At 67.9% G+C, this 20,597-nt stretch carries 15 protein-coding genes; 4 read left to right on the top strand and 11 right to left on the bottom strand.

Annotated elements, in window-relative coordinates; genetic code table 11:
* The first annotated feature begins 65 nt into the window (after nucleotides 1-65).
* Entirely contained in the window at nucleotides 66-2,165 is a 2,100-nt protein-coding gene (locus DRB06_RS02205; RefSeq protein ID WP_111819034.1) for a beta-galactosidase, read from the top strand.
* A 74-nt stretch (nucleotides 2,166-2,239) separates the two neighbouring features.
* On the opposite strand, the gene DRB06_RS02210 is transcribed toward DRB06_RS02205, so the two are convergent.
* Nucleotides 2,240-3,358 carry a YafY family protein gene (locus DRB06_RS02210; protein WP_111819035.1) on the bottom strand — a complete coding sequence of 373 codons (1,119 nt, stop codon included), beginning with the start codon at nucleotides 3,356-3,358 and terminating at the stop codon, nucleotides 2,240-2,242.
* Nucleotides 3,359-3,485: 127 nt separating this feature from the next.
* Here DRB06_RS02210 and DRB06_RS02215 point away from each other — a divergent pair, with 127 nt between their 5' ends.
* Nucleotides 3,486-3,902, top strand: coding sequence for a VOC family protein (locus tag DRB06_RS02215; RefSeq protein WP_111819036.1), 417 nt, complete (start codon nucleotides 3,486-3,488; stop codon nucleotides 3,900-3,902).
* 232 nt (nucleotides 3,903-4,134) lie between these two features.
* Here the strand turns inward: DRB06_RS02215 and DRB06_RS02220 are convergent, their stop codons facing one another.
* The 6 genes from DRB06_RS02220 to DRB06_RS02245 all read right to left on the bottom strand — a co-directional run bounded on the left by DRB06_RS02220 (nucleotide 4,135) and on the right by DRB06_RS02245 (nucleotide 11,257).
* Nucleotides 4,135-5,121, bottom strand: coding sequence for an NAD-dependent epimerase/dehydratase family protein (locus DRB06_RS02220; protein WP_073333360.1), 987 nt, complete (start codon nucleotides 5,119-5,121; stop codon nucleotides 4,135-4,137).
* Nucleotides 5,122-5,183: 62 nt separating this feature from the next.
* Entirely contained in the window at nucleotides 5,184-6,194 is a 1,011-nt protein-coding gene (locus DRB06_RS02225) for a LacI family DNA-binding transcriptional regulator (RefSeq protein ID WP_108969291.1), read from the bottom strand.
* A gap of 87 nt (nucleotides 6,195-6,281) precedes the next feature.
* Entirely contained in the window at nucleotides 6,282-7,178 is an 897-nt protein-coding gene (locus DRB06_RS02230; RefSeq protein ID WP_108969293.1) for a carbohydrate ABC transporter permease, read from the bottom strand.
* Nucleotides 7,175-8,152: a carbohydrate ABC transporter permease gene (locus tag DRB06_RS02235; protein WP_111819037.1), complete on the bottom strand. Its 978-nt coding sequence runs from the start codon at nucleotides 8,150-8,152 to the stop codon at nucleotides 7,175-7,177. Before DRB06_RS02235 ends, DRB06_RS02230 begins: the two co-directional genes overlap by 4 nt.
* A gap of 69 nt (nucleotides 8,153-8,221) precedes the next feature.
* Entirely contained in the window at nucleotides 8,222-9,565 is a 1,344-nt protein-coding gene (locus tag DRB06_RS02240; protein ID WP_111819038.1) for an ABC transporter substrate-binding protein, read from the bottom strand.
* Between the two features lie 378 nt (nucleotides 9,566-9,943).
* Nucleotides 9,944-11,257 (bottom strand): MFS transporter, encoded by a 1,314-nt coding sequence (locus DRB06_RS02245; RefSeq protein ID WP_111819046.1) that lies wholly within the window; start codon nucleotides 11,255-11,257, stop codon nucleotides 9,944-9,946.
* Nucleotides 11,258-11,596: 339 nt separating this feature from the next.
* On the opposite strand from DRB06_RS02245, the gene DRB06_RS02250 reads away from it, so the two are divergent.
* Both DRB06_RS02250 and DRB06_RS02255 read left to right on the top strand, forming a co-directional pair.
* Nucleotides 11,597-12,904 carry an MFS transporter gene (locus tag DRB06_RS02250; RefSeq protein ID WP_111819039.1) on the top strand — a complete coding sequence of 436 codons (1,308 nt, stop codon included), beginning with the start codon at nucleotides 11,597-11,599 and terminating at the stop codon, nucleotides 12,902-12,904.
* A 206-nt stretch (nucleotides 12,905-13,110) separates the two neighbouring features.
* Nucleotides 13,111-13,752 carry a TetR/AcrR family transcriptional regulator gene (locus tag DRB06_RS02255; protein WP_108969305.1) on the top strand — a complete coding sequence of 214 codons (642 nt, stop codon included), beginning with the start codon at nucleotides 13,111-13,113 and terminating at the stop codon, nucleotides 13,750-13,752.
* 319 nt (nucleotides 13,753-14,071) lie between these two features.
* On the opposite strand, the gene DRB06_RS02260 is transcribed toward DRB06_RS02255, so the two are convergent.
* The 4 genes from DRB06_RS02260 to serC all read right to left on the bottom strand — a co-directional run bounded on the left by DRB06_RS02260 (nucleotide 14,072) and on the right by serC (nucleotide 20,391).
* Nucleotides 14,072-15,523, bottom strand: a complete 1,452-nt coding sequence (locus tag DRB06_RS02260) for a glycoside hydrolase family 30 beta sandwich domain-containing protein (protein WP_111819040.1) — start codon at nucleotides 15,521-15,523, stop codon at nucleotides 14,072-14,074.
* A gap of 75 nt (nucleotides 15,524-15,598) precedes the next feature.
* Nucleotides 15,599-17,743 (bottom strand): beta-galactosidase, encoded by a 2,145-nt coding sequence (locus DRB06_RS02265; protein WP_111819041.1) that lies wholly within the window; start codon nucleotides 17,741-17,743, stop codon nucleotides 15,599-15,601.
* A gap of 332 nt (nucleotides 17,744-18,075) precedes the next feature.
* The gene (locus DRB06_RS02270) at nucleotides 18,076-19,263 is read right to left on the bottom strand and encodes a phosphoglycerate dehydrogenase (RefSeq protein ID WP_111819042.1); all 1,188 of its coding nucleotides are present in this window, start codon (nucleotides 19,261-19,263) and stop codon (nucleotides 18,076-18,078) included.
* A gap of 45 nt (nucleotides 19,264-19,308) precedes the next feature.
* Nucleotides 19,309-20,391 carry a 3-phosphoserine/phosphohydroxythreonine transaminase gene (gene serC, locus DRB06_RS02275; protein WP_111819043.1) on the bottom strand — a complete coding sequence of 361 codons (1,083 nt, stop codon included), beginning with the start codon at nucleotides 20,389-20,391 and terminating at the stop codon, nucleotides 19,309-19,311.
* Nucleotides 20,392-20,597 lie beyond the last annotated feature (206 nt).

Raw genomic sequence — 20,597 nt, forward strand, 5'->3', positions numbered from 1 at the left:
TCCTAGTCGGTTGCGATCCATCGCACCCGATTTCAACCACATCCTGCCCAGAAGTGGAGTTCGCAATGACCGCAACACCCGCGCTTCCAGCCTCGGATCCGTCGCGCCCGACCGCCACCGTCCCCGGCTCCAAGGTGCTGTACGGAGCGGACTACAACCCCGAGCAGTGGGACCCCTCCATCTGGCGGGAAGACGTCGCGCTTATGCGGCAGGCGGGGGTGAACACCGTGAGCCTGGGCATCTGGTCCTGGGCCCTGCTCGAACCCGCACCCGGACAGTTCTGCTTCGACTGGTTCGACGAGGTCCTCGGCCTGCTTGTTGAGGCCGGTATCGACGTCGACCTGGCCACACCCACCGCCGCGCCGCCGTCCTGGTTCTACCGCGCCCATCCCGAGGCGCGCCTGGTGGAGGCCGACGGCACCTACCGCAACGGGGGGTCGCGGGGCATTTGCTGCCCGCACTCGCCGGCGTACGCCGCGGCCGCTGCACGCATCACCGACGCCGTCGCCGCCCACGTGGCCGGCAACCCCCACGTCACTATGTGGCACGTCCACAACGAATACGGTGCCCCCGGCGGAGACTGCCACTGCGAGACGTCACAGGCCGCCTTCCGGGACTGGCTCAAGCATCGCTACGGGTGCCTGGATGAGCTCAACCGTGCGTGGGGCACCGCCTTCTGGGGACAGCTCTACGGCGACTGGTCGGAGGTGACGACTCCACGCCACTCCGGCACCGCCCTGAACCCCACCTGCGAGCTCGACTTCGCCCGCTTCACCTCGGACTCGCTGCTGGCGCGCTTCACCGCGGAGCGGGACATCATCCGCAAGCACTTTCCCCGCACACCCGTGACCACCAACCTGATGGCGACCAACTGCCCCGCCAACGACTACTGGCGGTGGGCACAGGATATGGACGTCGTGTCCACCGACTACTACCTGGAGGCCGACAGCCCAGAGTCCCAGATTTGGCTGGCCATGGAATCGGATCTGACTCGTTCGCTCGCGGGCAACCGGCCCTGGATACTCATGGAGCATGCGGTCTCCGCAGTCAGTTGGCAGCCGCACAACCGGGCGAAGATGCCCGGTGAGGAGCGGCGTAACGCCCTGGCGCATATCGCCCGCGGCGCCGACGGCGTCCTCGCCTTCCAGTGGCGGCAGTCCCGCCGCGGCGCGGAGAAGTTCCACTCGGCCATGGTCCCGCACGCGGGCACCGACACCCGCGTCTTCCGCGAGGTGTGTGCGCTGGGCGGGGAACTGACCGGGCTCGACGAGTTGCGCGGCACCGAGGTTCGCGCCCGGGTGGCACTGCTGTGGGACTGGAACTCCTTCTGGGCGCAGGACCTGGCCTGGCGCCCGTCCGTACTCATGCGACACCGCGAACAGATGCGCCGCGTGTACGAATGGCTCTGGGACCGCGGCACCACCGTCGACTTCGTCCACCCGGAGGCAGATCTCGGCCGCTACGACGTCGTACTCGCGCCCGCCTCCTACCTGATCTCTGACGCGGCGGCCGCCAATGTCGCCGCCTTCGTCCACCGGGGAGGGCGGTTCGCCGCCCTGCCGTTCTTCGCCGTCGTCGACGACGAGGAGTGCGTGCACGAGGGCGGCGCTCCCGGCCCGCTGCGTGACGTGCTTGGCCTGACAGTCGAGGAGGTGCGTCCCATCCCAGAGGGGTGCGAAGTAACGCTGGCACCGACCCCCGCGGCGGGAGTACCGCAAGACGCCGGGGCGGTCACGGCCACAGTCTGGTCCGAGCACCTGCGCCTGGCGGGCGCGCGTGGCGTCTGGAACGCGGTCGACGGACCCACCCCCGGGCCGGCGATCACGGTTCACGACTACGGTCGCGGAACCGCTGTCTACGTGTCCGTAGTGCTCCAGCCGCGGGCTCTGGCGACGGTCCTGGATCCGCTGCTGGACCTGCCGATAGACAAGCCCGCGACGCTCGACGGCGGCCGCCCGCGCAACTTGGAGGCGGTGACCCGCCATGCGACAGACGGCTCGGGCCGCGCCTACACCGTGCTGCTCAACCACGACGCCGTTGCCCACAGGCTCGCCCTGGTGGGCAACGACCTGCTCACCGGGAGGGAGCTACACGCCACCGAGCCGACCACTCTCGCCCCAGGCGACGTCGCCGTCGTGTGCCATGAAACGACCGGTGACCACTGATGCCCATTTCACGACCTTGGGTACACTGCACAACCCCCGACCCGGGGTGGTCGTGGAACACCCGGAGTCGGGACTTACGAATAGGCGCCTTGATCCCGGTAATCCACGACCAGCCGTCGGGCCAGCTCGCGCATGCTCGCCCGCAGCTCGAGTGGCTCAAGTACGCGCGCCTGCCCGGCCAGCCGCGGCAGTACCTCCAGGGCGTGGGAGACGTCGGCAAAGACCACTCGCACCCGCAAGGGTGGGCAGTTGTCTGCCGAGGACACGGGAGTCTCACCATCGACGAGGGCAATGTCGGGCTGCTCCCCGCAGGCATCGATCGCCTCCACTCGCACCAGGCTGCGCAGCCGGCCGAGAGCATCTGGCCGCACCTCCAACACCGCGGGCAGCGAGTGGAACCGAGAGCGGAAGCGTTCGCGGGCGGTATGCCACTCGGCCAGCAGATCAAACCGCGTGTCTACGGGTCCATCGGCCGCGACCTTCCCGGGGCCGGTCGGGTTGCCGGACCCACCTTCCATGGTCGCCGACGTCGAGGCCGACCCCGCGCCGTCGGCCTCGCACGTCTCCAACTCGTCAATGCGGTCCAGTCGGAAGAAACGAGTCCCGTGCTCCGCGCGTCCCACCAGGTACCAGTCGGAGCCCGCGCACAACAGGCCCAGGGCCGGGCTGGCCACCTCCCGAGTCGCGCCCGACTGACCCGGCGTGTAGCGGAAGCGAACGCTACATCCGCCCTCGACAGCCGCCAGAGCCTCCTTCAGCCACGACCGCCCACCGATGCCGGGCAGCCACCCCTCAGGATCTATGACCACTCGGGTCCCCAGACGAACCGCGACCCCCGACTTCTCGGGTGCTCCTCGTGTGGCTGCGGACGCTGCCGCCTTGTCGAGTGCCCGGCGCAGAGAGTCCTCTACGCCGAGGGCCGCGGCTCCGGCAAGCGAAGCAGCGGCGGTCAGGGCCCGGGCTTCCTCCTCTTCTAGTCCCAGCAGGTCCGGGCGCCAGTGTGGCAGCAGGCTCACGCCGCCACCGCGCCCCTGCTGCGTGTAGACCGGGACACCCGCGGTGGAAAGGGCCTCGACGTCGCGCAGCACGGTACGAACGCTGACATCGAGCCGATCAGCGAGCTCCGTCGCCGGCGTCGGTGCGGAGCGTCCGCTCAGCATCCAGATCATGCGCAGCAGCCGATCCGCCCGCATCTGTTCTCCCCATCCATGACAGAAGACGTCCGGTTTTCTTCCCCAAGCTTGAGCCTAACCGGTGGCGAGGGCCGCCGTGGTTCGTGCCGCCACCGGAATCGTCGACAAGCCACACAAGGAGATACGCATGAAAGCCGACCTCAGCGCCTACATCAGCTTCGCCGGGCAGGCTCGCCAGGCACTCACCTACTACCGTGATGCCCTGGGCGGAGAGCTTGACATTGAGACCTTCGCCGCCTGGGAGGTTCCCGCCGATCCGGGCCACGAGCAGGACGTGCTCTACGGCGTGCTGCGCACACCGGACGGCTTCGTGCTGCGCGCAACCGACCGGCCGCTGTCCGAGAAACCGGTGGCAGTCGGCTCCGCCGTCGCCCTATGTCTGAACGGAGAGGAGCGCGAGCGTCTGACCGACTGTTGGAAGGGCCTGGCCCGGGGCGCGCAGATCATCGAGCCGCTGTTGGAGACACCCTGGGGTGACCTCAACGGCGTGCTCGTGGACCCCTTCGGCATCCGCTGGATCTTCAACATCGGCACCTCGCAGTGAGTTGCACGCAATAGCGCAGACCCCGGCACCGCCCACCCTGACTTATCCGCGGAATTACAACGATCTGCTTCCTGGGCCGAAATACGTGTTCCCGCTCCGGTGTGCAATGAGCCCCTCGTTGCACACCGGAGCACCTTAAGCGCACCCAGCTCATTTCCGTTTTCCGCGCCATCATGCGGTTTCGCGTTCCGCGCTCGGATTCTTTGCGTGCAACGGGCCGACTGCCGGGCTCTCAGCGCCCGCCGACGCCCACCCCAGCGGACACGTCGATCTCCGCGGAGACCAGTAGGTCCCGCACGGTCATCGCCAGGGGCCGTGGCAGGAAGCCGAGTTCCTCGCGGGCCCGCCGATTGGAGACCGTCGGACTGTCGGCCAGGGCACCGAGCGCGGCCGGCGTGAAGACGTCTGTGCCGAGCCGACTACCCACCACTTCCCCTAAGGGCGCCAACGGCCGCACCCATTCCAAAGGGAATGCCAGGCGCAGTGGCGGCCGTCCGGCCAGGATCGCGCCGAGTGACATCAGGGTGGAGATCTGCGCACGTGCGCCGCTCAATAGGTAGGAGCGCCCCGCCCTGCCCCAGTCGAGTGCCACCGTGATGCCCGCGGCAACGTCTCGCACATCCACCCAGTCGAAGCCGCCCGCTACCGTCACCTTACGACCCCGCGCGGCGGCGAGAATGAGCCCGTTCACACGCGAACCGCGGTCGATCGGGCCGATGATTCCGGTGGGCAGACAGATCACCGCATCCAGGCCCTTGGCCACCTCCGCCAACACCGCCCGCTGCCCCACGGCCTTGGAGCGATCGTAAAGCGGGCGCTCCACACCCGCCAATGGCGTCGCCTCGGTGATAGTTCCGTCAGCGGAGCAATCCAGGGCATGGATTGAGGAGCAGTGCACCATGCGGATGCCACGGCGCCGGGCCTCGGCCGCCACCAGCGCCGGACCACGGGTATTCAGTCGCCAGGCCGCGGGGTCGCGTCGCCACAGGGTGATTCGCGCGGCCAGGTGGACCACGGCGTCGCAGTCCGCCATCGCTTCGGCCAGGGACGTCTCATCCAGGACGGAACCAGTCACCCATTCAACGTCCACGGGCGGGGCGGCGTCAGGACCCGGCGGGTACGGGCCCATGGCCCGCACCTTCCAGTCCGCCGCCGCGAGCCGCGGCAGCAGATTCGACCCGAGGTACCCGCCGCCACCGGTCACGAGGACGCGTTTCACCCTCAAATTGTCGCGCAAAGGTCACGCGAAGGCCACCCTTGAGCCGTGAATCACGGCACCGACTAGGGGCGAGGCTCAAGTCTCATCGTGGTGGCACGTACGACGAGCTCGGTCGGCAGCACTTTGTGCACCGGTGTGTCCATCCCTTGTCCAAGCGCAGACAACAGCAGTTCGGCACCACTACGTCCCTCCGCCAGCACGGGCTGCCGAACGGTCGTCAGTCCGAACAGCTCCGACATCTTGTAGTCGTCAAAACCCACCACCGATAGATCCTCCGGAACCCGGATACCCATGGACCGTGCCGTGTGTATGGCCCCGATCGCCATTTCGTCGCTCATCACGAATATGGCAGTAGGCGGTTCAGCCAAGCTCATCAGCCGCGCCACGGCGAGGCATCCGCCCTGAACGGTGTAGTCGGCCTCGACGACTAGTGCGGGATCGGAAGCGATGCCAGCCTGTGCCAGTGCGTCTCGGTATCCCTGGTGACGTAGGCGAGAGGACTTGAAACCCATAGGATGGTCGAGTTCCCCACTGATCAGGCCGATACGCCGATGGCCCAGGTTGAGCAGGTGACGCACCGCCGCGGCGGCGGCGGCGCGATCGTCGATCATGACGGAGCTGACTTCCGCCGTCGCCTCGCCCAAGGTGGTCAAAGCAATGCGGTAGCGCGTGAATTGGCGGATCTCCTCCTGGCTCAACGCGAGGGAGAAGATCAGCGCCCCTCCCACCACGTTGCGCAGGGGCATGCGGTCAAAGAAGCTCCGGCGTCCATCGATGTCTACCAGGTTGTACAGCAGGACATCACACCCGGCCGCTCGCAGCACCTGCTCCGCACCGGTGATCGCCTGACCGAAGAACCATCCTGTCACGTAGGGCACAAGCAGGCCGACGGCATCGGTGCGCCCACTGGCCAGGCGCCGAGCTGAGGTGTTGACCACGTAGTCGAGCTCGCGTGCGGCCTCTTTCACCCGAAGGCGCGTCGCCTCCGAGATCTGTGAACTGTCGCGCAGCGCCCGCGACGCCGTAGAAACCGACACCTTGGCGACCCGGGCGACGTCGGCGATCGTGGCCATCGGTCTCCTTACATCCCACGCTTCCCTGCTGAGCCTGGCGAGGCTCCTTGGAGTTGCCACGAGCCACGCGGCAGCCCGGGGCGGCGGTCAACTCTTCACTGACCCCGCCATCATGCCGCGTACGAAGTATTTCTGCAGCAGTAGGAACACGGTCACGGGCACGATGATGGAGACGAATGCTCCCGCCGTCAGCAGGTTCCAATCGTCCCCGTAGGTTCCCGACAGGTCGGCCAGACGCACCGTCAGCGGGGCGGTCTTCGCGGTACCGCCGGCGTAAGTGAGCGACACCAGCAGATCGTTCCACACCCATAGGAACTGGAAGATGAAGAAGGAGGCCATAGCCGGGGTGAGCAGAGGCAGGACGATCCGGGTGAAGATCGTAATGTGTCCGGCGCCGTCCACCTTGGCGGCTTCCACGATTTCCCGCGGAATGTCCGCCATGTAGTTGTGCAGCAGGAATACGGCCAGGGGCAGGGCGTAAATCGTGTGGGCGATCCACACCGCCACGAATGGCAGGGTCTTGGATACCCCGGACCCCACGAATATGCGCATCAGGGGAACGAGTGTCATCTGGATGGGGACGATCTGGAGGGCGAAGACGATCGTGAACACCAGATCGCGTCCGCGCCAGTCAATCATCGAGAAGGCGTAGGCGGCCATGAGCGCGAGCAGCATCGGCGCGAATGCACCGATCAGGGTGATCAGGAGGGAGTTGAAGAAGTAGTTGCTCAGCTGGTTGGAGGCCGATCCTCCGAATAGGACGTCCGTGTAGTTGTCCAGCGTGAAGCTCGGCTTGGCTAGGAAGGTCCACCAGCCGGAGTTGTTGAGGTCGGACTTGTCCCTGAAGGAGGAGATGAACAGGCCGAAGGTCGGCACGGTCCACAGCAGGGCTATCAGCAGCGACAGCCCGGAGGCGGCCTTGGAGGTCAGTGCCGTATGGGTGCGGGCCCATATCGACGGCGTGGCGGGGGCGGCGGTGCTCAACCTCGTACCTCCCGGTTGCGGCGGAGCTGATGGACGTTGAAGGCGATGACCGGCGCCACCATCACCAGTAGGAGCACGGCGATGGCGGATCCGATCCCGGGTTGTCCGTAGCGGAAGGACTGGTCATACATGGTGTTGGCGATTACCTGGGTGTCGTACTGGCCGCCGGTCATGGTGCGTACGATGTCGAACACCTTCAACGATCCGATGGCGATGGTGGTGAACACGACCACCAGGGTCGGCCGCACCAGAGGAATGGTGATATTGGTCAGCATGCGCAGGCCACCGGCACCGTCCAGGCGGGCGGCCTCGACGACGTCCACCGGCATGGCCTTGATGGCGGCGGACAGCAGCACCATGGCGTAGCCGGTCTGCGTCCAGATCATCACCACGATCAGGAACAGCGTGTTCCAGGGGGAGTCGATGAGGAACTGCCGCGGTTCTTGGCCGAGCCAGACGAGGAGCTGGTTGAGCAGGCCGATCTGGGGTCGGGAGATATCCCGGTAGGCGTAGACGAACTTCCAGATGATGGAGGCCCCCACGAATGAGATCGCCATCGGCATGAACATGAGGGTCTTGGTGAAGCGTTCGAAGCGGCTGCCGTCTATGAGCAGGGCGTATAGGAAGCCGAAGCCGGTTGAGGCCACGGGGACCACCACCAGCCAGATCAGGGTGTTCAGCAGCGAGCGCACGGCGGCCGGGTCCGTGAAGATCCACTTGTAGTTGTCCAGGCCGACGAATTGCGTCTGCGTACCGTCGTACAGGGACATCAGGGCCGTCCCACCCATGGGATAGACGAGTCCCACCGCCAGCAGTAGCAGCGCGGGTCCCGCAAAGACCAGAGCAATCCTCCGCTCCTTGGCGCGCCATCGCTCCAACAGCGCGATCACGAACACCACCAGGGCGACGACGATCGCGATGGCGGCCAGCGCCAAACCGACTTGCAGGAGCTTGTCCTGCCATCCTGCCAACATGGTTGTTCTCCTGTCCTCCGGTTCCCGGGTACCGGGGGCGGCACACGCCGGCGCCGCCCCCGGGCGAGTTCAGTCGTTCCAGCCGGACTCGATGTCGGAGAGCACCTGCGCCGTGGTGGAACCGAGCACCCAGTCGGTCATTCCCTTCCAGAAGGTGCCCCCGCCCACGGCGGTGGGCATCAGGTCGGAGGCGTCGAAGCGGAAGACGGCACCGTCGGACTGGAGTAGTTCGATGGCGTTCTCCAGCTGGGGTGTCGGGGCGTTGGAGGCGTCCACTCCGGTGTTGGCCGAGACCATTCCCTGGGTGACGATGTCATTGGCCCAGGTGTCCGAGGCCAGGTACTGGCGCACGGACTCCACGGCGTCGGACTCGGTGAAGGCGACGGTGAACTCTCCTCCGCCTACGAGCTGCTTGGGGGCATCGGCGCTGGTTCCCGGCAGGTAGAAGCCCCAGACGTCGCCGTCCGGAGCGACGGTGACGTCCTCGTCGAAGGTGGCCGAGGCGGTGCGGTGGGACATGTAGCAGGACTCCCCGTCCGTGACCGCGGTCAGGGCGTCGATCTGGTTCGTGGACGCGATCGAGGTCACGTCCCCGAAGCCGGCGTTGACGTAGTCGGCATTCTTGAGGATCTTCCCGACCTCATCCAACGCCGCGACGATCTGCGGGTCGTCGAAGGGGATCTCATGGGCGATCCACTGGTCGTATACGTCCTCACCGGCGGTGCGCAGCACCAGGTCCTCCAGCCAGTCCGTTCCTGGCCATCCCGTGGCGGCCCCGGACTCGAAGCCGTCGCACCAAACCCGCTGCCCCGTGTCGGCCTGAATCTGGGCGGTCAGATCGAGCAGCTCCTGCCAGGTGGTGGGAGCCTCGTAGCCACCCGCCTCGAACAGAGGTACCGAGTACCACACGTAGGACTTGACTCCGGTGGTCAAGGGCGAGCCATACAGGATACCGTCGACCGTGGCGTAGTCGGAGAAGGACTCCGACCAACCGGCCTCGACACTGGCGGCCACCGCGTCGGATGCGGGAATGAGCACATCCTGCTGGGCGAGGGTGTTCAGTAGTGCCGGCTGGGGGATGAAGGCGATGTCCGGAGCGTTGCCTCCTTGGATGCGCACCTGGATCTGCGACTCGAAGTCGGTGGAGCCCTCGTAGACGATCTCCGCCCCGGTGCACTGGGAGAAACCCGCCCAGGAGTTCTCCAGGCGCTCCTGATCGGCGCCGACGTAGGGGGAGTAGATGTTGATCGTCTCCCCTGACAGGTCGCCCCACTGCTCGTACTTGGCGCAGTCCACATCCCCTTCTGCGGATTGCCCGCCCCCGGAGGAGCAGGCGGCCACACCCGTGGTGGCTAGAACGAGTGCGGAGGCGAATGTCACTGCTCGGCGAAGCCGACGGTTTACAGATCGCATGTGCCGATCCCTTTCTGGTGGCCTCAGTGGGAACGACGGCGTGACTACACCTGGCCGTGGGACGGCCCGAGCCCAGCTGCGGTGGTGGGTTGAGAATCGAGGTGGATGGGGTAGATGAGCCGGTAGATACCGACGATGCGCGCAGCATCAGCGGTGACCCGCGCAACACGGTGAGCATATGTTGAACCGGTCGATTTACGCAAGCGCTTGCGTGAACCAAGTCCCCAACTCGTCAAGCACGCCCTTAGGGAATCAAACATGTTTGCCACACATAACCCGGCCTTGTATGTTGTCGGCGCTCCTGTCCAGAAGATGTTTGCCTAGCGTTTGCATCGGCGCACGGAGTTCCTTCCGCGTCGACCCGAGTCCGGTGATGCCTCAGCCCAGCCCGGGCAGCCCGCTGACCTCCCGCGGTTGGTCGTGCAGAGCGCGCACACACGCCCGGTAGGTGAGGGCTACGCACCACACGAAGCCCACCAGCGCCACCTGCACCGGGCGCGACCAGCCGACGTCGGGCATGACCAGCACGGCCACTCCGGCCGCCACGCACTCGGCGGTGTTGAACAGCACGTCATAGATGGAGAAGGCGCGGCCGCGGTAGGCGTCGGCGGTGTCGGCCTGGACGATGGTGTCGACGGCGATCTTGGCGCCCTGCACGCCCACGCCGAAGATGAAGATCCCCGCGGTCATGAGCGCCTGCTGGTACGTGCCCACGAGGATCAACTGGCCAACCGATCCGCCGAGCAGGCACATGACGATCCAGGTCGACGGAGCCACGCGCTCGTGGGCCAGCGGGGTGAGCACCACCGCCAGGCCGTGGCCGGCGACCATGGCACCCATCAGGGTGGCGAAGATGGCGAGGCCCGTGTCGGCGTCCTCGGGGGCGGCGAGCAGGTTGCGGGCGGTCAGGATCATGGTGATCACCTGCATGCCGTACACGAAGCGGTGCGACGCCATGGTGGTCAGCGCCAGGCCGGGCGTGCCCCGGCGCACCAGGTAGCGCACCGCGTTTGCCAGGTCACCGGCGGTGGCCGCGAGCGCGGCGCCCAGGCCGTCGTCGGCGGGCTTGTCCGGGCCGAGCTGGTTGGCACCGAGCCGGGTGACCACCCCGGCGGCCAGCACATACAGCACCATGGCGGTCAGCAGGCTGGCGGTGTCCTGGGCGGTCCCGGCCGGCAGCGCCAGGCGCAGCACGAAGCCGATGACGGCGCCGATCGCGGTGGCGGCACCGCCCAGGGTGGGCACGATCGAGTTGGCGGTCAGCAGGCGTCGGTGGTCGATGATCTGCGGCAGCCCGGCGGACAGCACGGACAGCAGGAAGCGGTTGATGCCCAGCGCCACCAGGACGAGCACGTACACGGCCGGGCCGATGCCGGTGGCGCGCAGCGCGAGCGTGGTCAGCGCGATGACGCCGGCGCGCGCCAGGTTGCCGTACAGGAGGGTCTGCCGACGGCGCCAGCGGTCGATGAACGGCCCGGTGAAGGGGCCGACGACGCTGAAGGGCAGCAGCATGACCACCAGGGCCGCGGCCACGCCGGAGGCGGTGGTCATGTTCTGCGGCTGGAAGAAGAACAGGGTGGCCAGGCCCGCCTGCACCATACCGTCGCCGGTCTGGGACACCAGGCGGACGCCCAGCAGGCTCCGGAAGGCCGGGACGGAGGCGAGGTCCTTGAGGTCGTCGGTCAGGCGCATGGGCATAGCTTTCCGCATGGGCGCACCGACAGCGGTCAGCGTCCGCTGTGAGATCCGGCCGGGAGGGCGCGGTACGACGGCGTGAGTCCACTCGGGGAGCCGCGGCCGCGGGGGGCTTCGGCCGCGCGGGTCACCCGGGCCGACGTCGGTGCGAAGCGCTGATACCGCAATCGCCTCGGCAAGTGTGGGTGCGACGCACGAAGGCCTGAATCGAGCTAGCAAACGCTTTGGCAACCCTTGACAACAACCGCGAACGGGATTAGTCTTCCCGACGTACTTACTAAGTAGTAAGTAACTGCCGTTGGTGAACATCGCCGTTCAATGAAAGGGTCCACGCACATGGCACAGCAGCCCGCGTCCCCCGCCGAGGAAGACGCCTCGGCTCCCTCCAACCTCGCACCCGACACCGGCCTACCGCTCGACCGAGGCGCCATGGTGCGCTTCGGCGCAGGTTTTCTCCTGATATCCGTACTTTGGGCAGTCGGCCTGAGCATCATCGCCTCGGTGCTCCTACCTCAACGCCTGAAGGACTTGGGAGTTGCCAACCCCGATGCGCTTCTCGGCACCATCAACGCAATCACCGCCATCGTCTCGCTGGTCTCCAACCTGATCTTCGGCAACTTCTCCGATCGCACTCGCTCACGTCTTGGGCGCCGCACCCCCTGGGTCGTCTGGGGAGGAATTATCGGCGGAGTCACGCTCTTCGCCGTTGGCGTCATCGGCAACACCAAGCTGCTCACGCTCGACTACTGCCTGTGCATGGTCGGCCTGAACATGATGCTCGCCCCGGCGATCGCCGTGCTGTCCGACCGCGTACCCGAGTCCATTCGCGGCACCATGTCCACCTTCTGGGGCGTGGGCGCGGCGATGGGCTACCCGCTCGGCGCAATCATCGGCGCCTCCTTCATCACCGGAGGCTCTGCCGCAACCTCGGGCTTCGTGGTCGGCGGCATCCTCATGGGTATCTCCGGCATCGTTGCCGTGGCGCTGTGGCCGCGCGAACGCTCCTCCGCCGACCTGCCTCCGGCGGGCCAGTCCCTGGCTGATCTCGCCCGCTCGTTCATTCCCCCCACCCACGGCGCCAGCGACTTCTACAAGGCGTTCTTCGGCCGCTTCACGATGCTCATCTCCTACCAGATGATCAACGCCTACCAGCTCTACATCATTCAGGACTATCTGGATCTGTCCGCCGGGCAGGTGGCCTCCACCGTCGCGCTTACCAACACCATCATCCTGGTGGTCAGCCTCGCCGGCGGCTTCATCGGCGGCCCACTGTCCGACCTGTTGCACCGCCGCAAGGTGCCGGTGGTGATGGCCTCCCTGTGCTTCGCCCTGGGAGTCGCAATGCCCTGGATCATGCCGACGACAACGGGTATGTACCTGTTCGCCGCCATCGCCGGATTCGGCTACGCGGTCTACGGCTCCGTAGACCAGGCGCTGAACGTGGATGTGCTGCCCGACCCCGAGACGGCCGGCAAGGACCTGGGCATCCTGAACATGTCCACCACCTTCGGTCAGATGTGCGGCCCTATCATCACTTCCTTCGTGGTCACCCGCACCGGGAGCTACTCCCTGGTGTTCCCAATCTCGATCGTCTGCGCCGTCGTCGGCTGCTTCTCTATCCTGGCGATCCGCAAGGTGCGCTGAACGGATGTGCCCACGCGCCCGGCCGAGGCACCATGCCCCGGCCGGGCGCGCCTCATTGTCGCCATCCGGGACAAACGGCGGCCGACCGCCTCGCAGCCACTCGTACAACCGCGCGATCTCAACGATCCGTAATCGCGCCGTCGCCGCTGCGGGCGCGTTTGTCCCGGACTCGGGCAGTTAACGAGCCCGGGCCATAGGATCGGCGCATGTCGCCGTCCTCCCCCAAACGCCACCGCATGACCGCCGCCCAGCGGCGCGAGCAGATCGTTGATGTCGCCACCGAGCTGGTGGCCAAGCACGGATTCAACGGGCTGTCGCTGCAGGAGGTGGCGGACGCCGTCGGTATCACCCAGGCCGGGCTGCTGCACTACATCGGCACCAAGGACGGCCTGCTGGAGCTGCTGCTGAACGATCGCTACGACCGCCAGGGCACCCCGCAGGACTTCATCGACTCCGGCGACCCGGCCGCCACCCACCCCGAGGGCATCAGCCTGCCGGCCTACTTCCGCTACCTGGTGGCCTTCAATGAGGCCCGCCCGGAACTGATGGAGCTGTACATGACGCTGGGCGTGGAGGCGACCGACCCACGTCATCCCGCCTACGAACGCTTCATCGACCGCCCCGACCAGGTGTGGGACTACTACTCCTCCTTCACGTGGCGGCTGCCCCCCGAGGTCATGGCGGCGGGCGGCTGGGAGTCGATGCGGCCGCTGGTGGAGATGGCGATCGAGGCGATGGACGGCGCACAGATCCGCTTCTTCCGCCGCCCGCCCATCTCCCTGGCCGAGGAGTGGGCGCGCTGGGAGGCGGTGCTGTTCCCCTCCCCGGTCTGGGACGACTACCGCTGACGCTCATGCAAATCACGACCTTGGGGTACGTTCCACGACCCCGGGGTGGTCGTGGAACGTACCCCAAGGTCGTGCAGTGTCACCAAGGTCGTGCAGTGTCACCAAGGTCGTGGAATGCGCACGAGCATGCGCGGGAAAGGCAGCAGGCCGACGACGGCGGGGCGGGAGCAGCGGGCCGCAGGCGTGGCCGGGGCTGGCGGGAGCGGCCCGAGGCACGAGGGCTGCGGCTGACAAGCCCTGGCCTGCCGCTCCCGCCCGCCGCTACCGCCGACCGCTCCCGACGCCGCCTTCCTTACTTCGCCTGCGCTCCGCGCGCCGCTCAGGCCAGCGGCTTGGGGGCCACCTCCACGTGCTCGGCGGGCACCACCACGGTCACCAGGGAGTCGGCGGGGGCGGTGAAGGACACATTCTTGCTGCCCACGCCCACCACGAACTCCTGCGGGGTGGTCATGTCGTTCTGTGCGGCCACCACCACCGAGCCGTCCGGGTTGTGGAAGGCCAGCAGGTTCTCATACCCCGTGTAGGACAGCGCCGGCACGAACCGGGCGCCCGGCTGCACGAAGCCGGACAGGTGCCGCAGCACGTAGTACTCGTAGGTGAAGCGGCTCCTGCCAGTTTCGGGGTCCACGGTCACCAGGGAGTTCTGGCTCCACCCCCAGCGGGAGACCCCGCCCTCGTCCAGGGCCAGGTTCCAGTAGTCGTAGACGGAGGCGCCGTTGTTGAAGTAGTGGCGCATCATGGTCCAGGCGTAGCGGGCATAGCGCCAGTCGTTCTTGCCGTCGCCGCACTCCTGCTCGGACTGGTAGATCTTCAGCTCCGGGTGGTTGTGGTGGACGAAGGGCACGGCCCGCTTGCCGTCCCACTGGAAGCCGACGCCGGCGATGTGCGGGCCCACCTCCGGGTCGGCCAGCACCTTCTCCACCATCGTGTCGTCCGGGCGCTCCATGGTGCCAAAGAAGACCTTCACGCCGCGCCGCTCCATCTGCGGGATCAGGTGCTTCAGGAAGGCGATCAGGCCCTCCGGCGTCCAGGTGCAGGCCGGGTAGATCTGCGCGGAGTTGAACTCGTTCTGCGGCATGACCATGGAGATGTCGATGCCGCGCTCGGCGTAGGCGTCGATGAACTTGCCGAAGTAGCGCGCGTAGGCGTCCAGCACCTCCTCACTCAGGATCAGCCCGTCGGTGCCCTCCTCGATCTGGTTGTCCGGGGACAGGCCGTTGTCGAAGTTGGTCTGCTCGCTCATGGGGTTGGGGGCGGCGCAGGCGTAGTGCTTGTTGCGCTTGAACCACGACGGCGGGCCCCACGGGGAGGCCCACAGGGTCAGGTCGGGCCGCTGGGCCTTGGCGGCCTGAATGTAGGGCACCAGGGTGGCGTCGTCGTGCTCGACGCTGAAGTGCTCCAGGGCGAAGTCGCCGTCGACCTCGTCGTAGGAGTACCAGTCGGTGGCGAAGTCGTTGGCGCCCACCGGCATGCGACAGGTGGACAGGTTGGTGCCGACGCCGGGAGCGAAGATCTGCCGCAGCACCTCGGTGCGCTCGGCCTCGGACAGGCGGGACAGCGCCACCCAGCCGAGTTCGTTGAAGCAGACGCCGAAGCCGTCGATCTCCTGGGCGGGTGCGTCCAAGCGCAGGAAGGCGCCCGGGAAGGTCTGCATGGGCTCGATGGTGACGGGGGTTTCCGGGGTGAACCAGGGGTCGGCCTCGGTGGTGGCGTAGAACTGGAAGCCGGCGGCTTTGGCGGCTGGCGTGCTGGCTGGGCTGGTGTCGGTCATGGGTTCTCCTAATGGTGCGGGTTTTGTGCTTCGTTGCGGTTGGTTGGCGGCGGTTCGCCGACGTCGACGGTCTGCTCAGGCCTCAACGGCGAGGACGCCCCAGGCGGGAAGGGTGACGGTGGTGCCGGCCTCCAGGCGGGCGCCCGGGGCGGCGGCGGTCCCGAGCACGTCGTCCCCGCTCACCGGCAGGGCGATCTCGACGGCGTCGTGGGAGTAGTTCAGGAAGTAGCTCAGCTCCCGGCCGCGGCCGTTGGTGCCGCGGCGCACGGTGACGGTGCCGGCCAGGTCCTGGGCCCAGTCGGTCACGCCCGCCCGCTCGGCCACCAGCCGCAGCACCGCGCGGGTCAGCGCCGGGGCGGTCATGGTGGCCAGGTGGGTGATCGAGCCGGCGCCGACGGCGCGGGTGGCCACCGCCGGTCCGGACCAGGCGTGGTGGTCGTACTCGGCGAGCACCTCCACCTCGGCGTCGCCCTCACGAGCGGCGGCGTCGACGGGGGTGAGCAGCTCCATGAAGGTGGAGGCGGCCAGTTCTGCCGCCACTGCCGGGTCGGCTGCAATGCCGTCGTCGCCCAGGGCCGCGGCGAGCGCGCCCACCGGGCGCAGGGCGACGCCGTCGGGGCGGGTGAACTGGTCGGTGCCCAGGCCGAGCAGGGCGGACAGGCCGTGGGGCTGGCGGTCGGTGAAGACCTGCACGTTCTCGTCGGCGACGCCGGTGCGGAAGGTGGTGACTAGGTGGCCGCCGCCGACCACGTAGGCGCGCAGGGCGTCGGTGGTGGCCTGCGGGGTGACGTACAGGGCGGGGGCGATCAGCACGGCGTAGCGGCCCAGGCGCTCGACGGGGGCGTCGGCGGGAACGATGTCGGCCTCCAGGTTGAGGTCGAACAGGGCGTCGTAGACCCAGCGGAAGACGTCGTTGTAGTTGGCGCCGCCGCCGGCGTACTGGCGCGGGAAGCCGGCCTCGAGGCTGAACCACTCCAGGGCGGTGTAGGCCTCGTTGGAGATCATGATGGCGATCCGGTTGTGCTTGCGCAGGCCGGTGAGCGAGTCGGCGTGGGTGGCCAGTTCGCGGCCGATCGTGGTGGCCTCCCGGTACGTGGGGTTGGGCGTGTAGTCCTGGCTGAGCAGGCCCTTCCAGTAGGTCTCGAAGGAGTTGTGCAGGGAGCCCCAGTGCCAGTACATGACGCCGCAGGCGCCGGAGGCCAGGTGAGAGTAGGCCTGCAGGCGCAGCTGGCCGGGGTAGGGCAGCCAGCCCATCTGCCCCTGCGCCTGCGTCTCGATGACCAGGTAGGGGTCGCCGTCCTTCAGGGAGCGGGAGATGTCGCCGCCGAAGCCGATCTCGCGGCCGGTGAGGTGGTCCTCGCCGGGGTGGTAGATGTCCACGCCGGCCAGGGTGACGGCGTCGGCGGCCTGGAAGTGGTCGACGGCGGGCTGGACGCCGAAGGAGTAGCCGCGCCACTCGTAGTCGAAGTTCTGGGTGACGAACTGGTCCTCGCGCCGGTACTCGTCGACGATGGCGCGCTGCCAGGCGAGGAAGTCGGTGACCAGGCGGCGGCGGAAGGCGTCGAAGGCGGCGGCAAGGGAGCCGTTGATGGTGCCGGTGACGTCGGGGAAGTCCTCCCAGGCGCCCACCCGGTTGGACCAGTAGTTCAGGCCGAACGCCGAGTTCAGGGCGTTGAGGCCCTCCTGCCCGTCACCGAAGCGGGACTTGAGGTGGTCGACGAAGGCGCGCTGGATGTCGGTGTTGGCGGCGTCGTAGTACTTGGTCTCGTTGTCCAGCTGGAAGCCGACGACGTGCGCGCGCGGCGCCGTGTGCTCGACCAGGGCGCGGATGGCGGCCTCGGCGTAGTGGCGGTAGGCGGGGGCGAGGATGTTCATGTTCTGCCGCGGCCCGTACTTGTTGGGGCCGGCGGCGGTGACGCCGAGGACCTCGGGGTGGCGGGAGGCCAGCCAGGTGGGGATGGCGGCGGTGGGGGTGCCGATGATGACGTCCAGGCCGTGCGCGGCAGCGGCGTCGAGGGCACGGTCGATGTGGGTGAAGTCGAAGACGCCGGGGGCGGGGTTCCAGGTGCCCCAGGTGAACTCGGCGATGCGGATGGTGGTGAAGCCGGCGTCCACCATCATCTGCATGTCGCGCTCAAGCCGGTCGGGGCCCGCGGCGGCGGGGGTGTACTCGTCGTAGTAGGCGGCTCCGAAGATGAGCCGGTCCGGGTGCTGCGTCATTGTGCCCTCCTGTGCGGCGCCCTCGCCGCTTATCTAGTAGTTACTAGATAGTAGATCAGTTGGGCGCGGAAGGGAAGCCCCTTACATAGCAAGAGCCCACCGGTGAGTGCCGATGGTCGAAGTGTCCATCGCTCGCCACTTTCAGCGCCCCCATCCACCCACCACGTCGACACCTCGGCAGATTGCCCGGGTCCGAGCCGATATCCACCGGTACCAGGCTGAGGGGATCGTGTAAGTGTGGGCGTATGGACACTTTTCCCGTTCGGGTCGTGAAGTAGCTACGCAGGTGCCCCCGCTCGAGTCCAGCGGGGGCACCGTTACCGGCGGCGATGTCAGGCGGCGGGCTCGAGGGCGCGGGCCGACAGGACGCCGTCGATGGCACGCAGCTGCTCGAGCACGTCCTCGCCGAGCTCGCCCTCGACGTCGACGAGCGTGACGGCGAGGTCGCCGCGGGAGCGGTTGAGCAGGTTGGCGATGTTCTGGCCCCGCTCGGCCACCAGGGTGGAGACCTGGCCGACCATGTTGGGCACGTTCTGGTTGACGATCACCAGGCGGCGGGTGCCGGGCTCGCGCGGCAGCACCGCCTCGGGGAAGTTGACCGCGTTGTGGACCTGGCCGTCCTCGAGGAAGCCGCGCAGCTCGTCCACGGCCATCACCGCGCAGTTGCGCTCGGCCTCCTTGGTGGAGGCGCCCAGGTGGGGCAGCGAGATGCACTTGGGGTGCTTGTGCACGGCGGTGGAGGGGAAGTCGCACACGTAGCCGCCCAGGGTGCCCTCGTCCAGGGCGGCGACGACGGCGGCCTCGTCCACGATCTCGGCGCGCGCGAAGTTCAGCAGCACCGCCGTCTCCTTCATCAACGCGATGCGCTGGGTGGAGACCAGGCCGCGGGTGGACTCGATCAGCGGCACGTGCACGGTGAGGATGTCGGCGCGGCGGAACACCTCCTCCATGGATTCGGCGCGCTCCACCTCGGCACTCAGGTGCCAGGCGTGCTCCACGCTGATGCCGGGGTCGAAGCCCACCACGTTCAGGCCCAGCCCGAGCGCGGCGTTGGCCACCTGCACGCCGATCGCGCCCAGACCGATCACGCCCAGGGTGCGGCCGGGCAGCTCGAAGCCGACGAACTGCTTCTTGCCGGCCTCGACGGCGCGAGCGATCTCGGCGTCGTCGCCGGTGAGCTCGTGGGCGAAGCGGGCGGCGGGGATGAGGTTACGGGAGGCGATGAACAGGCCCGCCAGCACCAACTCCTTGACGGCGTTGGCGTTGGCGCCGGGGGTGTTGAACACCGGGATGCCGCGCTGGGTCATGGCGTCGACGGGGATGTTGTTGGTACCGGCGCCGGCGCGGGCGATCGCCAGCACCGAGTCCGGAATCGGGACGTCGTGCAGCTTGGCCGAGCGCACCAGCAGCGCGTGGGGCTCGGTGACGTTGCCGCCGACGTCGTAGCGGTCGTCCGGGAAGCGGGACAGGCCGGCGCCGGAGATGGCGTTGAGGGTCTGGATGCGGAACTGCTTCGTCATGGCTGTGGCTTCTCCTGCGGTGCTACTGGGCTTCCGGGCGGACCGTCAGGCGCGGGTGCGCTCGAACTCGGTCATGTAGTCGATCAGGGCGGTGACGCCGTCGGCGGGCATGGCGTTGTAGATGGAGGCGCGCATGCCGCCGACGCTGCGGTGACCCTTGAGGTTGGTCAGGCCGGCGGCGTCGGCGCCGGCGAGGAAGTCGGCGTCGAGGGCGGGGTCGGCCAGGGTGAAGGGGATGTTCATCCAGGAGCGGGAGCGCGCCTGAACGGGGTTGTTGTAGAAGTCCGAGGCATCGATGGCGGCGTACAGGCGCTCCGCCTTGGCGCGGTTGCGCTCGCCCATGGCCTCCAGGCCACCGGTGGACTCGATCCAGTGCAGGATCAGCCCGAGCAGGTAGATGGAGAAGGTGGGCGGGGTGTTGAGCATGGAGTCGGCCTCCGCCATGACCTTCCAGTCCCAGATGGCGGGCACGTCCTCGCGGGCGCGGCCGAGAAGGTCCTCACGCACAACGACGATCGCCAGGCCGGCGGGTCCGAGGTTCTTCTGGGCGCCGCCGTAGATGACGCCGAAGCGCTCGACGTCGATGGGGCGGGAGAGGTAGGTGGAGGAGAAGTCGGCCACGAGTGGGACGTCGCCGGCGTCGGGGATGTAGGGGAACTCGACGCCGCCGATGGTCTCGTTGGGCGTGTAGTGCAGGTAGGCGGCGTCGGCGGGGACGGTGAAGGAGTCGGGTTCGGGGGTGGTGGTGTAGGCGGAGGCGGACTCGTCGGCGACGACACGCACGTCCACGCCCTGACGGCCGGCCTCCTTGATGGCCTTCTTGGACCACTGGCCGGTGTTGAGGTAGGCGGCGGTGGCACCGCGGGCGGCCAGGTTCATAGGGATGGCGGAGAACTGGCCGGTGGCGCCGCCGGCGAGGAAGAGGATGCGGTAATTGTCCGGGACGCCGGCGACGCGGCGGAAGGCGGCCTCGGCGTCGGCGGCGCAGGCGACGAAGTCCTTCCCGCGGTGGGAGACCTCCAGCACGCTCATGCCGGAGCCCTGCCAGTCGGTGAGTTCGGCGGCGGCCTGCTCGAGCACGGGCAGGGGCAGTTGTGCGGGGCCTGCGGAGAAGTTGTACACGCGCATGGCTCCACGATAGCCGGGGTGCGCGGCGGGGCCGTAAAGCGTCTCATGGGACGGGGCGGCGTGCGGGGTGCGCGGCGGACGGCGGCGGCAGCAGGGGTGCCTGGGCGACCCCGCCGCGGCGGGCACCGGCCGTCTACTACGCCGGTTCGGGGTTAACAACGCCAGTTAACCGTCTGCTGTATACCTCCGAGGCCTTCAGCAGAACG

Source organism: Actinomyces sp. Z5 (genome assembly GCF_003287795.1).
GTDB classification, from domain to species: domain Bacteria; phylum Actinomycetota; class Actinomycetes; order Actinomycetales; family Actinomycetaceae; genus Actinomyces; species Actinomyces glycerinitolerans.